This window comes from Alteromonas sp. 009811495, from assembly GCF_028865455.1.
In the GTDB taxonomy this organism is placed as follows: Bacteria; Pseudomonadota; Gammaproteobacteria; order Enterobacterales; family Alteromonadaceae; genus Alteromonas.
Map to the genome: position 1 here is coordinate 2,712,101 of NZ_CP113972.1, position 13,810 is coordinate 2,725,910.

At 43.1% G+C, this 13,810-nt stretch carries 12 protein-coding genes; 7 read left to right on the top strand and 5 right to left on the bottom strand.

The window, feature by feature from the left end:
* Nucleotides 1-7: 7 nt before the first annotated feature.
* A complete protein-coding gene (locus OZ660_RS12395; protein WP_274741118.1) occupies nt 8-1,321 on the top strand; it encodes a sensor histidine kinase in 1,314 nt (437 codons plus the stop codon).
* Here the strand turns inward: OZ660_RS12395 and OZ660_RS12400 are convergent.
* Nucleotides 1,302-2,102 (bottom strand): hypothetical protein, encoded by an 801-nt coding sequence (locus tag OZ660_RS12400; RefSeq protein ID WP_274741119.1) that lies wholly within the window; start codon nt 2,100-2,102, stop codon nt 1,302-1,304. The two genes, OZ660_RS12395 and OZ660_RS12400, sit on opposite strands and share 20 nt — an antisense overlap.
* 158 nt (nt 2,103-2,260) lie before the next feature.
* Between OZ660_RS12400 and OZ660_RS12405 the strand changes: the two genes are divergently transcribed.
* The 4 genes from OZ660_RS12405 (at nt 2,261) to OZ660_RS12420 (ending at nt 5,129) form a co-directional block, all read left to right on the top strand.
* On the top strand, nt 2,261-2,449 hold the full coding sequence (locus tag OZ660_RS12405; RefSeq protein WP_274741120.1) for an oxidoreductase-like domain-containing protein: 189 nt from the start codon (nt 2,261-2,263) through the stop codon (nt 2,447-2,449).
* A gap of 166 nt (nt 2,450-2,615) precedes the next feature.
* Nucleotides 2,616-3,434 (top strand): hypothetical protein, encoded by an 819-nt coding sequence (locus OZ660_RS12410; RefSeq protein ID WP_274741121.1) that lies wholly within the window; start codon nt 2,616-2,618, stop codon nt 3,432-3,434.
* Nucleotides 3,435-3,445: 11 nt separating this feature from the next.
* Nucleotides 3,446-4,153, top strand: coding sequence for a phage tail protein (locus OZ660_RS12415; RefSeq protein ID WP_274741122.1), 708 nt, complete (start codon nt 3,446-3,448; stop codon nt 4,151-4,153).
* A gap of 4 nt (nt 4,154-4,157) precedes the next feature.
* Nucleotides 4,158-5,129 carry a tetratricopeptide repeat protein gene (locus tag OZ660_RS12420; RefSeq protein ID WP_274741123.1) on the top strand — a complete coding sequence of 324 codons (972 nt, stop codon included), beginning with the start codon at nt 4,158-4,160 and terminating at the stop codon, nt 5,127-5,129.
* Nucleotides 5,130-5,161: 32 nt separating this feature from the next.
* Here the strand turns inward: OZ660_RS12420 and OZ660_RS12425 are convergent, their stop codons facing one another.
* Nucleotides 5,162-6,175, bottom strand: coding sequence for a zinc-binding alcohol dehydrogenase family protein (locus OZ660_RS12425; RefSeq protein ID WP_274741124.1), 1,014 nt, complete (start codon nt 6,173-6,175; stop codon nt 5,162-5,164).
* Between the two features lie 99 nt (nt 6,176-6,274).
* Between OZ660_RS12425 and OZ660_RS12430 the strand changes: the two genes are divergently transcribed.
* Entirely contained in the window at nt 6,275-7,207 is a 933-nt protein-coding gene (locus OZ660_RS12430) for a LysR family transcriptional regulator (RefSeq protein WP_274741125.1), read from the top strand.
* Between the two features lie 8 nt (nt 7,208-7,215).
* Here the strand turns inward: OZ660_RS12430 and OZ660_RS12435 are convergent, their stop codons facing one another.
* The 3 genes from OZ660_RS12435 to OZ660_RS12445 all read right to left on the bottom strand — a co-directional run bounded on the left by OZ660_RS12435 (nt 7,216) and on the right by OZ660_RS12445 (nt 12,665).
* Complete coding sequence (locus tag OZ660_RS12435; RefSeq protein ID WP_274741126.1) at nt 7,216-10,116, bottom strand: hypothetical protein; 2,901 nt, start codon at nt 10,114-10,116, stop codon at nt 7,216-7,218.
* Between the two features lie 224 nt (nt 10,117-10,340).
* Nucleotides 10,341-11,903 carry a S10 family peptidase gene (locus OZ660_RS12440; protein ID WP_274741127.1) on the bottom strand — a complete coding sequence of 521 codons (1,563 nt, stop codon included), beginning with the start codon at nt 11,901-11,903 and terminating at the stop codon, nt 10,341-10,343.
* Nucleotides 11,904-12,065: 162 nt separating this feature from the next.
* Nucleotides 12,066-12,665, bottom strand: coding sequence for an acyl carrier protein phosphodiesterase (locus OZ660_RS12445; RefSeq protein ID WP_274741128.1), 600 nt, complete (start codon nt 12,663-12,665; stop codon nt 12,066-12,068).
* Nucleotides 12,666-12,781: 116 nt separating this feature from the next.
* Between OZ660_RS12445 and miaE the strand changes: the two genes are divergently transcribed.
* A complete protein-coding gene (miaE, locus tag OZ660_RS12450) occupies nt 12,782-13,564 on the top strand; it encodes a tRNA isopentenyl-2-thiomethyl-A-37 hydroxylase MiaE (RefSeq protein ID WP_202261868.1) in 783 nt (260 codons plus the stop codon).
* Nucleotides 13,565-13,810: the final 246 nt, after the last annotated feature.

Consider the following 13,810-nt stretch of genomic DNA (forward strand, 5'->3'; position numbering starts at 1 on the left):
AGTACTTATGAAACTCGCTAAACGTAAATTTCACAGCTTAAGCCGTCGTATTATTTGGCGCTTTTGCTTGTTCACGCTCATCATTTCATCTATTTACGGTCTTATTACGCTGTCTTTGATGTATACGATAGAGGATAGCTTCATTGAACGAGGCGTGGCACAAGAAGCTGACTATCTAAACGCACAATTTGGCACCACGGGTCAGTGGCCTTCACCAAGAACACCTGACATGCAACTGGTGTTTTCTGAAAGCGACCTTCCTGACGACATTAGAGCCCTTGCAATTGAAGAGCCTCAAAGGAAAGAATTCTTTGGTCAAAATGGACGTCACTATCATTTGTATCGCTTTAATGATCACCCCGGTACATATCTTGTTGCCGAAGTAAGCAAACAATTACTTGTACGCCCAATACGTGGGGGCGTCATTCAGTTTCTAGTGATAAGCGCTGCGACAGTAACCGTGATTGCCTGTTTGATCGCTTGGCTAATCGGGCGACGCACCACGCGTCCACTCAATGAACTGGCAAGCGCTGTAGATGGCGTAGATATCACCACACTATCAACACAGTTTGCTGAACAGCGTTCTTCCTATACCGATGTAAACCACTACCCCAACAACGAGGTTGGCATATTGGCTCGTGCTTTTGATAGAACGCTAAAACGCATTGCAATGGCGATGGAGCGCGAACAAAGTTTTACTCGAGATGTGAGTCATGAGTTAAGAACGCCCCTCGCGGTTATTAAAAACGCTGTAGAAGTGGCTCAATTGAAGCAAAGCAACAATCAAACTCATCACGACGAGCAGGTGCTCGAGCGTATAGCCAATGCCGCTGAACAGATGGAAAGAACTGTAGAAACTCTTCTGATGTTAGCGCGTGAGGAGCACACACCATCTAGCAGCACTTCTGTGCAATTAATGCCACTTTTAGAGCAATCGATATTAGATAACCGCTTGCTACTTGAACATAAACCTATCGAAGTAGAAATTAATGACAGTTGTAACGCTGACGTAACTGCAGAGCCCAATGTGCTAAAAGTTATTCTTGATAACATTGTGAGTAACGCGTTCAAATACACGCTTAAAGGTAGTGTGCTGTTTACGGTAAAAAACGGTACTCTTTATATCAAAGATACTGGCCCGGGAATTCAACAAGATATCGCTCATTTGGTTACCCAACGGGGCGTGAAGGGCGAACAAAGTACAGGGCTTGGCTTTGGTTTATCGATTGTAAAACGACTTTGTGAACATCAAGGCCTTGCGCTGACCGTTAGCAGCCCTTCTGACACTGCTGGCACAGAAATCACTTTGCGCTTTCATTAAGAACTTTGTGTGAATCTGACGTACTGCCGACATAGCGAAAGTGAGAATACGTATCAGAAGACACCTCGTTAATTTCGCTAAACACAGCAAAACGCCCTTGCATGGTCATAGTGATGCTTTCAGGCAGTATCGCTTCGCCATTTTTAAAAAATGTCATATCAACCTTCAGTGCGTTAATGGTCGCAGCAAAAACTGGTGAGAAGCTCTCCGTATTAGTAATAGTTATCTTCTTGATAAACTCATTGGTGACATTATAAATGAGCTGCCCATTTAGATACTTCGACGCATCTTCACCGAGCTTTTCAAAATTCACATCAAAATTTGCCAATACCTCACTTTCACTGGCAGACGACACTAAAAGGCTATCTAATTTAATGAGCTCACTGAGTTTCAATGCAATATTTGTGTTTTGCTTTTGTTTTTGTTTTTGTTTTTGTTTTTGTTTTTCAAATGCCTTTAGCGCTTTCTGGCTTGGTACTTTTCCATTTTTTTGTAGTAACGTCCATTGAGCAGAGTCCATCTCATTTGGCGAGTATGATTCTACGCTACTCGTTACTTCGCCTTCCTCATTTTCGTAACGCGTCACGCGATACGCCCATTGGCTAATCGGTGTATTTTCAAAGTTGGTAATAGCCTCTGCTATCGCCTTTTTGTAATTATCAGGCAAAGGTGAAAACTCGCTTTTAGTCACCTCGTCGACAGCCAGTGCGTTACAGGAAGCAAGTAGCGTCAATCCTATTACACGGGTAGAAAATGGCGAGTGAAAAAAAGGTATTCTCATGGGTGTAAACCGTATTATTTAATGATAGAAGGCACAATAGCTGCGCGTATGTGAAACACCCGTGAAATAGCACCATAAACGCCATACACGTGAACTATTTGAATAGTGCCCCCTCACTGGTTAGTATTTGCTTGAAGTAAAAGACTGACATTGATGACATGACTAATACCACAACCCAAGAAGGCCAGGCACTCCCTCCAGAGCCAGAGAAACCATTGCGAGACGATTGCTGTGGAGGCGGTTCATGTTGTCCATGCATTTGGGATGTATATTATGAAAAACTGGCAAAGTGGCGAGAAGCCAAAAACGTAATAGAAGAGAAACAAGAAAACAAAACTGGCAAGTAGTAAGTTTAGAGCATATTGGTTGCTCAAAAAACCGTCAACAAAATTTACACATTTTACCAACATAAATATTACAAATTTTTATACTCTTGTTTTTTAGGCGTTTATTTAACTTGGCGCAGTAGATGCTTAAAAATCAAACAACCAAAATAAACAACAAGAGTACATCATGAAGGACCAAACGAAGTACGTCAGCACAGTTTCATTCGCAATCCTATTAATAACTTTTGTATCATTCCACGCTTCTGCAGCGCTGATCCCTAGCGATTTGGAAGTAACTGGAAACGTCTCTTTTGGCGTTGACTCAGCCCCCGCATCAGGCAATGCATCACAAACTGCAACACTAGAGAGCGTTTTGGGTGGCAGTTCCAGCATTACTACAGTAAGTGGCTTGACGGTTACCGGCGCGAATCCGTTAGGTGGGCTTATGCTCAACACTAATGATGGTGTAGGCGCAGACGCTTCTATATCAGGAAGCGCAGGCGGCAGCACTGAAGGTTTCTTTTTTGATTTTCTGTTTTCTATGACAAATACGTCTTTAACAGATAGCTTTCAAATATTCTTTGAGCTTGTTTTTACTAATACGACCTCTGCAAGCGGTGCTGACGCTTATGCTGATGCTGAGATAATACTTGAGGATGAACTCAACAATGAGTTGTTCTTTTCTGATTTGACATCTGACACGCTTTTTGGTGACGAAAAAAATGGAAGCGGACTCCCAACGCAAGGCGCGACGCTAAGCGACTCTGGTACTTTCTTATTCAACTTTATTCTTGCAGCAAACAGCAGTAACTCATTCACCACAGAGATTAAACTCGAAGGAATAGATTTTGATGGAAGCGGCTCATTTTCTGCTGATACATCTGCATTTATTCGAGTTGTCGGTACCGAGAATCTTACTCCCCCGGTAAACAAAGTGCCGGCCCCCCCAACATTAACCGTCTTGATTTTAGTAATGATGTACTTCGCTGTAAGACAAAAAAGATAAAGGAATAAGAAATGAAACAGCCAAATAAACGTCAATTAGTTGCTATCTCAAGTTTAGCGTTAAGCTCAATGTTACTTCCCACTACCGCTAGCGCATGCTCAACCGATGTATACTTGGGAACGCTTTGCCTATTCGGTGGTAATTTTACCATTAGAGGTTATGCTTCTGCCCAAGGGCAATTACTCCCTATAAGTCAAAACACCGCTTTGTTTTCGTTGTTCGGCACCACCTATGGCGGCGATGGAAGAACAACATTTGCACTTCCTGACCTACGCGGCCGTTCCCCCATAGGACAAGGAACGGGTCCTGGTCTGGATACCATTAGACTAGGACAGCGTGGTGGGTCTCCTACTCATACTCTCAGCGTTTTAGAAATGCCTTCTCATAATCACGCAGCGTCGACAACAATCGTGAACAATGTTGACTCGTCAGCCAGTTCCGCCACATTGCGAGCGCTGGCGGCAAATGCAGATACCAACGTACCAACAGGGAATGTACTCGCGAACAGCCCGAGAAGAGAAAATATATATAATTCAGGCACGCCTAACGTCGATATGAGTGCCGATGCTATCGTGTTAGATGTGCAAGTATCAGTAAGCAGCAATGCGACTACCACGGTGTTGCCAGCGGGCGGGTCGGTTCCATTTAATATACGCAGCCCCTATTTAGGTATGAATTGGCTAGTGGCTACACAGGGAATATTCCCTTCTCGAAGCTGACGGAATGCGTATTGTATTTTTATTAATGGCTTACTGGGCAATTTTGCCCAGTACGTCAGTAAATGCGAAAACAGAAGATTGGGCTGCACCTTTGCTTGAGGCTATCGAATTGCAGAGCAAAGGTGAGTACGTACGTGCTTACGAGTTAATGCGCGAACCTGCAAACAAAGGTAATGGTTTAGCGCAATTTAATTTGGCGCTACACCACGATTTAGGCTGGTCTCGCAAACGCAACCAAGCAAAGGCGTGTTTGTGGTATGAGCGGGCAGCCAAAAATAATATGCCATTGGCAATGCAGAAATATGCAGATTGTTTAAATGAAGGCATTACTGCGCCAAGTAATGGTGACGTCGCGTTGTATTGGTATCAAATGGCTTTTCAAAACGGTATTTACGAGTCTGCTTGTTCAGCGGGTAAACTGCTTATTGAAAATAGCAAAGACAGCAGGAAAGACATTGAACAAGGATTGGATCTTTGCAGAATATCAGCTGAAAAAGGCAGTATAGAAGCCGCTCTTTTTCTTGGGGAACTTTATTACAGCGACGAAATTGTAGATAGAAACCCTATTCTTGCAATCAAACTGTTCCAGCTTGCGTCTCCTGACAAACAACCCACTGCTGCACTTTATATAGCCAAGATGTTTGATGAGGGTGATGGTGTACAACAAGACGTTAAGCAAGCTGCTTATTGGTATGAAATAGCGGCCGCACAGGGACTGGGCGAAGCCTATCTACCCTTAGCAGCACTATACTGGGAATTGTACACCACGAGCCAACAAGAAAATGAACGCTTTCTTGCAAAGTCATATCTCTGGATTAACGCATCGGCAGCGCTTGATTTACCTGATAAAAACGATGAAGCTGCTATCCGTTCATATATTATCAATGAAACTCCTCCTCACTGGAAAGAGGAGCTTGATATTTTAGTTTCCACACACGTCCAAAACCATCATAATGCTAAGGCCAAAAAGCAATAGCACAGTAGCTGTATTCTGTCCGCGCTATTAACTTAAAAGCCTTCAAGCACTAGCTTGCCAATAGCACTACCCTCTTCCAATATTTGGTGGGCTTTTTTCAAATTAGCCGCATTTATCTTGCCCAGGTGTTTTCCCACTGTGGTTTTCACTTTGCCTTCATCAATTAGATTAGCAACGTGATTTAGCAAGTGACTTTGTTCAACTATATCGTCTGTTTCAAACATCGAGCGTGTAAACATGAACTCCCAGTGTAACGATAAACTCTTCTGCTTGAGTTTGCTCACATCTAAAGACTCAGGATCATCAATTAGGGCAAGTTTACCTTTAGGCTTCATGACTTCAACAAAGGCTTCAACGTAGGCCCCCGTGTTATTTAAGCTAGCTACGTGGGTAACTTGCCCAATGTTGAGTGCTTCAATTTGCTGCGCCATCGGTTTGCTGTGATCAACAACGTAATCAGCACCTAATGAGACCACCCAGTCTTTTGAACTTTGGCGAGAGGCTGTCGCGATAACTGTTGCCCCTGTTAGCGTTTTTAGTAGCTGAAGCATTATTGAACCAACGCCACCAGCAGCCCCAACGACCAAAACCACTTCGTCACTTTTTTCTTGCTGTTGTGCTAGTGCCAAATGGTCAAACAATAGTTCATACGCCGTAATAGTTGTTAAAGGTAGGGCTGCAGCTTCGCTATCTGACAGAGTTTTAGGCGCATGTCCTACAATGCGCTCGTCCACCAACTGGTATTCAGCATTCGTTCCTTGGCGTGTAAGATCTCCTGCATAATACACTCGATCACCGACAGCGAACTCAGAGACATCAGCGCCTATTTCAACAACTTCTCCAACAGCGTCCCACCCTAGTATCTTGGGAGTGCCCGCTTCGGGATTGACGCGCTGACGAATTTTATAATCTACTGGATTAACCGCAATCGCGTTTACTTTCACCAATAAGTCGCGTCCGGATGCAGACGGCTTTTCAATATCTACATCAATTAGTGCATCATTCTCATTAATTGCTAGTGACTGGGTATATCCAACAGCTTTCATTTTTGGCTCTCCTCTTGAACGTTATCGCTATCATACGCTTGATTATTTTGAGATAAACAGCACAATCAAAGAAACATTATCAACTTAAATTTGAAAATCATGTTACTAGACGATTTAAATGTTGTTTTAAAGGTAGCGGAGTTTCGCAATATTACCGCAGCGGCTACTCACTTAAATATGCGCAGTGCTACTGCGAGTGCTGCGATTAAGCGCGTGGAAAAGCACCTAGGGGCAGAATTATTTGTGAGAACTACACGTTCATTACGTTTGTCTGCGGCTGGTGAACGCTTTATTCCTGTTTGTGAAGAAGCAATGGGGTTATTAGTCAACGCTCAACAACACCTTAAAGGTGAAACAGGGGAGATAGAAGGTGAATTGCGTCTGGGATTATCGTCTGACTTAGGAAGAAACATAATCGTTCCATGGCTGGACTCGTTTATGGAAGAACATGAAAAGGTGAGCGTGAAGCTTCACTTTAGTGACAGCAATGTAGACTTTTATCGTGACCCTATCGACCTAGCCTTGCGCTATGGATCGCCCGACGACGCCAGCGTATACGGCTTCAAAATTTGCGAAGTTCCTCGTTTACTGGTGGCCTCCCCGTCTTTTTTGGCAAATAACGGCACGCCGTCAAACATCGATGAACTGCGCGACTGCAATGGGCTTTTTTATCAATTGCACGATAAAGTGTACAAAGAATGGGAGTTCTTACATCAAGAGAAACTGCTGAAAATTAAAATGCAGGGAAACCGCACCGCCAATGACGGTGAAGTTGTGCGAAAGTGGGCAGTTGCAGGAAAAGGTGTGGCGGTAAAGTCCAGTCTGGATACATGTGACGATATTTTAAATGGCCGGTTGGTAACATTTCTGCCAGATTACACGCCAAAACCCACCCAACTATGGCTAATTTGCCCAAGCCGCCAATCTATTACACCCGCAGTGCGTTTGTTGCGAGATATGCTAAAAACACGCTGTGAGATGCTCCTTTCGTCATTGGTGACACAAGGCATTATCAACGAAAAGCAAATATGAGCCATTGCCTACTCGATGGGAAGGCAGTGCATTTCAACTTCGTCTTGCTCAAGCATGTCGTAAACCCGTCTTTCTACTACGCCCAAGTTGGACGCTGGCTTTATAGCAACAGTAACAGCTACTTCAGGAAACAGTTCGACATGTTGGTTTAATTCTTCTATTCGGGCTCTAAATATTGTCATATCGCCAAAGCGTACAGCCCCAAACCGGCCACACACTACTAAGCGATCATGCTTGGACGTTACGCTTTGCAAGTGGTTTCCTATACCTGTTGATACCTGATACCAGTTCCCATCGACAGTAATCACGAGTTCCCCTGATTGCCCACCAAACCAAAAACCGTTCTTATCGTCAGGGGCATAGGCGCTAACTTCACGAGTTAATAACTTGCCATTATATCCGGTGGGAAATTCCAATTCCTCAACATCGTAAATAGAATTAAATTTCACAACCACCATTCTATCGTATGGGGGTGTAGAGAAAGTACGAATTAAATACCCAGCAAAATACGCTGCTTCGCAGTTTTGCGAAATAGCCCCACGCTTAAGAACACCGTGAAAATCAAACAGTAGCGACGTGCTACTATTTGAAAAATAAACCTTTCCATTTTCGCACACAATGCGTACACCACCTTCCAGTATGGATAAATCAACGACCGGCGAAGGTAGCGGTTTTTCAAACAGCTTAGAAATGGCTCTCTTTGTCAATTGCCTTGACTGTAGCTGGGTAGATTCAATGATGAGTACCTCTCCCCCGCTAGTGCCAAGATAAAGGCGCGAGTCATGAAAATTAGCCGTTGTAAAAACATAGTTAGCAATTGCAAACGTAACTGGGGTTTCTTCTGCCTTACGCCACAGTACTATGCTTTCTACCCCTGCTAAACATACTAATTCGGCATCAATTTCTACGCTGCACAAATAGTCTTTTTGGTGACTATTGGGTTTTATGTCGGCGGTTACACTGCTTTTTTCAAGTAACCCTATTGCACCATCCTGTCCACACACTAATGTTCCTGACTCTATGGCCAAAGCACTCCACCACGTTGGTGCAGAAATGGAATAACCTGATACTTCGCTACAGGTAAGCTTAATTTTCTTGATCCGTCCCCACCGGTGACCCACGTAAAGTACACCGTCATCAAGCGTAGAAAAGCACGTTACTTTGCTATATGAACCCGTATGATGCGTGGACACAGTCTTATCTTTATCGCAAAGCAGTACACTACCTCGACTGCCCCCTACTATAATTCTGCCATCAGAAAATAATGCACTGCTGGCTGTCTCATCAGAGGAAACCCAATGGTCTTTAATATCCGAAATCTTAGTCCACGTATATCGCTTAAAGAGATCTGTCACCCGATAGACAGACGCATTATCAATAACAAATATTTCGTCTTCTGACACCGCGACTAATTCATCAACGGATATATCCAAACGTTCAGCCGTATTTTCTTCAAGATCGACAAAATAAGATTTAAGCACTTTGGGGTAACCACTACTTAGTCTCACTAAGAATTGTGTATGGCTAACAATAAAAATGGCTTCAAAGTTTAACCTTTCACCCCTATCAGTTGCCTCGAGTAAAGCGTCAACACCCTCAATTTCAGACAAGTTACCGTTTGACCATTTTCTAACGGCCAAATCACTACACCCTAAATACACTTCATTGTGTTTTGAAACGCCACATTCAGCGCGCCAGTCTGCACTGCTGAGATTTTCAAAGTGATAGTGTAAGTCGCCATCTTCTTGCACGATGACTTCGGCGATATATCCGCTTCCTCCTGCAAGCACAATATTTCCATTAGACAGGCCAAATGACAGTTTAACATCACTTCTGCAAGGCAAATGTTGGCTAAAAGTTCCACTTGGCGAGGCGACTATCAAATTTCCTCCATCACATGAGGCAATTAAGCCGCCATTTTTCGACCTTGCAATGGTAAGGGTTTCATCTACTCTGCCATTGTGCAAACACGACCACCTTTTTTGCGAAATGTCATAATTGAGTATTTTCCCCATCCACCCCACTGCAGTTAGCTGATTGTTTCCGCTATAGGCAATACCTTCAAGAAAGGGCCTTCCCGCGACATAAAGCCGCGACCATTGCCCGTCTTTAAATTGAAGAAGCGTACTCCAACCAACAACAATGATATTATTTTCGTCAATGGCTTCAATGGCATAAAATTTGTCATTTTTCCTGACAACATCTGCTGCTTCTTTGGTAATTTTATCTCCAACGATTCGACAAAGCGTACCGTCGCCGCCACAAAGTAGTAATTCGTTAGTGTTTGGAATTTTGGCTATTGCATTAATAAATGGTGTTTTAGTTGGTGCATCGAGTAACTCAGGCGCTTTATCAGGCTGAATACGCACCACGCCGCCCTTGAAGACGCCATTTGCTTCATAGGGACTGCCTACCGCATAGATGGTGCCGTCTTCTAATCCCGCTAACGAGTACCATCTATCGGGAAAAGGGTTATGGCTAATACGGTCCCATTTCATTAGGTAGGTCCATTTATTACCATCGAAATGCAATATTTCAGAGTTATCGCCACATACATACAGATCATTTGAACTATTTCCCCACACCGCTTCAAACCATGTAGGGTCATAGGTATTCTCGGTGGGGTTATTCTGTACTTCGGCCCATGTATTACCATCAAAGTGCCAGATTGCTCCGAACGTGCCTACTGCCCACACGTCATCAGGCGCAAATCCATGAACATCATAAAAGTCTGAAGTTGAATTCACTTTTATTGGTTTAACCGCACTATCGTTAATATGAAAGAAAGTTCCTGACTCTGCAGCAGCAATAGATTCACCATTGCCAGCGCTCCATACGGCGTAACAGGTTTTTGACTGGGTATGCGTGTTAGCGGCTTGAAGTGGGTTTTCACGTAATTTTGTGGCCATTCCCTTTCCTTAAGTTCCTGCTGAGGATGTTATTGCGAGTAAGACGAGCTATCGCAGAAAACAGGCGTACCACTGCTCTTTGAAAGCGTAGTCGTAATTAAGACATTAAGCGATCTTTCTGTATGAAAAGTAGTTTAAAAGTATAAGAAGGCGGATGATTCAAAAGATAATGGCGGTAAAACCGCCATTATTAAGTGTGATGTTTTTACTATATTGCCTTGTGCCTAGCGCCGATACATTGCAGGCTCACCTTTTTCAGGCGTGCTAGATTTTATAAACTCGCGTAAGTCTTGGTTCGACTGTTTTAAATCGTCGCGACGTAGATACATCATGTGACCACTTCTATACCCTTTGAAGCTCAATCTATCTTTCATATTGCCGCTTTGATCCAGCTGCCACATAGTATACTTAGCATCGAAATAATTAGTTGCACCGTCGTAGTAACCTGCTTGAACCATCACATTCAAATACGGGTTTTGAGCCATCGCTAGACGTAAATTCTCACCGGTTTTGTTGTTGGTTCTATCCCAAGGATGGACATTGCCAAACATGTTGTACTTGGTATCAGTTTTGTAGTTAAGTTCTTCACGTAAGTAATAGTTAATAGCAGGCGTAAATGAGTGAAGCCACGAAGTCAGCTCTGCATAATAATCGGTTCGATCGCCACTTTGTTTTTCATCCATACCCAAATAGCGGCTATCAAGTCGACCAAGGGTTTTACCTTCTTCTCTTAACAGTTCTTTCCAGAAGAAAGAGGTACTAACATCAAGATTATTTTGAGCAATGGCTTCTTCAGACAAACCAGAGTAGCGAGCCATTTTAGCAAGCACTTCACGCTTTTCCTTAAGCCCAATAAAGCCCCCTTTCGCTAACGCTGGAATGAGGGTGTTAATGGTAAAATCTTCTACCTCGGGTAGCAGCTCAGTAAGGTCTTTATTCTGCAATTCACTGTCCAGCTTTTTGTGATACCACGCAGTGGCTGCAAAGTATGGAAGGCGGTTTGCTGCTTTCACTGGACCATCGCGTTCAATACCAATATCAGTTGGCGATACCAGTACCACGCCATTAAGGTACATCCACTGACGACTTTGTAATTCTAAGGCTAGACCAGAGACTCGAGTTGTACCGTAACTCTCACCGATTAAATATTTAGGTGAACGCCAGCGATTGTTGCGGGTAACAAAGGTGTTTACCCAATCAGCTAGATATTTGATATCAGCGTTAACACCAAAAAACATTTTCTGCTGCTCGTCTTTTGACGGCATTTTGCCATCTGCATCTTCTAAAACTCGGCTATAACCCGTATTGACCGGGTTAACAAAAACGATGTCAGCAACATCTAAGATAGAATACGGGTTGGTTTGCACACCGTAAGGTTGAACAGGAAAACCTTCACTATCAATATTAAGAATGCGAGGGCCAGTATAAGCAACATGCATCCACACTGAGGCAGATCCAGGCCCACCATTAAAAGATATTATTAACGGGCGGCTGGTATTATCTTTGATGTCAGTGCGTTGGTAGTAAGTGTAAAACAACGTAGCCACAGCTTCGTCTTCGCTGTTCCATACGGGCTGTGTACCTGTGGTTGCGCTATATTTTACGCGCTTGCCGAGAATTTTCGTTTCGTGCTGTGTAATCACATTACTGTCTATTGGTATACTGCGATTGTGGGCACTTGAGTTGGTATCAGCAAGAGCGGGAACACCTATCAACGTTAATGATAACGAAGCTAATAGTGCCAATGATGCTGCGCCTTTCCTTGAAATTAAGCGTGGTTTAATCATTTTTAAAGTCTTTCTAGTTATGTGCAATTAACATGGTGTTTACGTTGTACACTATACCGCCACTCTGCGACTCTCTGAAAATTGCGCGATAAACTAACTAATTTCCTCGATAACCGTCGACATTCATGCTCACCTTTACCATTTTCGCTGTGTGTAAATCGTTTAGCGTTGTAAAAACACATTCTCAGGACCGTATTGGTTAATGTGTTGCTGGAGTTCTGGAAAGAACGTTAGAAAGTGCGCTTCAATGGCGCATTGGTTATTCTCAATATCATCCACCGCTTGATGAAAGTTATTCTTAAATCGTATCCGCTTTGCCACTACTGAAATGGCTTTTGCAATACCCTCTTCTTTAGCGTAATCATCAAACCAATTATGGGTAATCATATGGCCAATACTGTGTTGCATCGAACGTGGCATGTAGGGCAAACGTCGCTCTAAAAGCGTGAAGCTTCGCGTGGTAAACGCGTCAAAAGTTTCTTGCGTAAATCGCGACCAGTGCTTTATGAGTAAATGGTCAAAGTAGATATCAAGTGCGACAGGTGCAAACCGACGTCGACTTGAGGCAAAAAGCTGTTTGGCTTCTCTTACACTTCGGTGTGCATCGGTAAATTTGTCAACCTCGTAGTGATTGGCAAGCCCTCTTTGAACCGCATCTGAGAACTGCGACGTTGTTGTGCCTCGCCTAAAATCACCCAGCAAATTGCCAAAATGTGAATCTTCAGTGGCTTGAGCAAAGAACAAATGTGCGAGGTAATTCATATTGGGTTGCCTGTTAGTTTTTTAAGTTGTATGCCACAACACCTATCAGGTAGTATTGCCGCCGCGTTTATAACGCACACCGCAAGCTTACAAAAAATTTTGGGATAAGTAACACAATGTCAGTCATTTCTTCTTCTGAAGTCAGTTCTCTTCTTCAACCTATCAACGCCTTTTTGCACTCTGAGACCCCACAAGCTTGGATAGATGAAGCAAGAAAAGAAGAAAATCTGCGAATTTTGCTAACCGATCACCTTATTTGTGAGCTAAAAGCAGCACAAAGCGCCATGTATTTGTTACGCCGTTATGTAGCAGATGAACAAACCAGTAAAGTACTGCTGGGTTGGTTAAAGCCTTACGAAGATTTCACCTATCGCCATGAAGGTGATTGGCAGTCACTAAATACTAAACATCTTTCTAAAAATGTATTCAATGTTGAAGGGTTAGACCCGTTCAAAAAAGATATGCTAGATAAAATGGTGATGTTAATAAAAGAAGAACTGCACCACTTTTACCAAGTGCTGGAAATTATGTATGAACTTGGTTTTGACTATAAGTCGGTGACCTCTAGCCGCTATGCTAATGGGCTGCTTAAACATGTACGAACCTATGAGCCAGAAAAGCTAGTAGATAAACTGATTTGTGGTGCCTACATTGAGGCTCGCTCATGTGAACGTTTTGCAAAGCTTGCGCCTCACGTTTCAGAAGCTCTCGGCAAATTCTATGTGTCTTTGTTGCGCTCTGAGGCTCGTCATTTTGAAGACTATTTAACCCTTGCTGCTGCAATATCACCCGTCGATATTTCTGAACGGGTCGCACACTTTGGTGCCGTGGAAAAAACGCTTATTCAAAGTCATGATGATACCTTTCGTTTCCATTCTGGCTCACCTGTTGCCGCATGAGTGTAAGTGGCACTTACGTCAACAGATCATTATTTAATCAAATTTATTGACGCATCATAGTTATTACTGCACACTCAAATTGTAAAGATATTGTTAACGGCAGTTTTGTGATGCTATGCATCTTTGCTTTTATCGTTATAGTTGCGCAAATAACTGTGTCATTTTTTGCAAACTAAGCGTTTCCTCGTGTTTTCACTGCCTAGAACAATATATCCATAACAACAAATAACCATGGTTATATAAGGC

Bases quoted from the DNA above. Each gene is read 5' to 3' on its own strand.
- OZ660_RS12395 (WP_274741118.1), top strand. From the start codon at position 8: ATGAAACTCGCTAAACGTAAATTTCACAGCTTAAGCCGTCGTATTATT.
- OZ660_RS12400 (WP_274741119.1), bottom strand. From the start codon at position 2,102: ATGAGAATACCTTTTTTTCACTCGCCATTTTCTACCCGTGTAATAGGA.
- OZ660_RS12405 (WP_274741120.1), top strand. From the start codon at position 2,261: ATGACTAATACCACAACCCAAGAAGGCCAGGCACTCCCTCCAGAGCCA.
- OZ660_RS12410 (WP_274741121.1), top strand. From the start codon at position 2,616: ATGAAGGACCAAACGAAGTACGTCAGCACAGTTTCATTCGCAATCCTA.
- OZ660_RS12415 (WP_274741122.1), top strand. From the start codon at position 3,446: ATGAAACAGCCAAATAAACGTCAATTAGTTGCTATCTCAAGTTTAGCG.
- OZ660_RS12420 (WP_274741123.1), top strand. From the start codon at position 4,158: ATGCGTATTGTATTTTTATTAATGGCTTACTGGGCAATTTTGCCCAGT.
- OZ660_RS12425 (WP_274741124.1), bottom strand. From the start codon at position 6,175: ATGAAAGCTGTTGGATATACCCAGTCACTAGCAATTAATGAGAATGAT.
- OZ660_RS12430 (WP_274741125.1), top strand. From the start codon at position 6,275: ATGTTACTAGACGATTTAAATGTTGTTTTAAAGGTAGCGGAGTTTCGC.
- OZ660_RS12435 (WP_274741126.1), bottom strand. From the start codon at position 10,116: ATGGCCACAAAATTACGTGAAAACCCACTTCAAGCCGCTAACACGCAT.
- OZ660_RS12440 (WP_274741127.1), bottom strand. From the start codon at position 11,903: ATGATTAAACCACGCTTAATTTCAAGGAAAGGCGCAGCATCATTGGCA.
- OZ660_RS12445 (WP_274741128.1), bottom strand. From the start codon at position 12,665: ATGAATTACCTCGCACATTTGTTCTTTGCTCAAGCCACTGAAGATTCA.
- miaE (WP_202261868.1), top strand. From the start codon at position 12,782: ATGTCAGTCATTTCTTCTTCTGAAGTCAGTTCTCTTCTTCAACCTATC.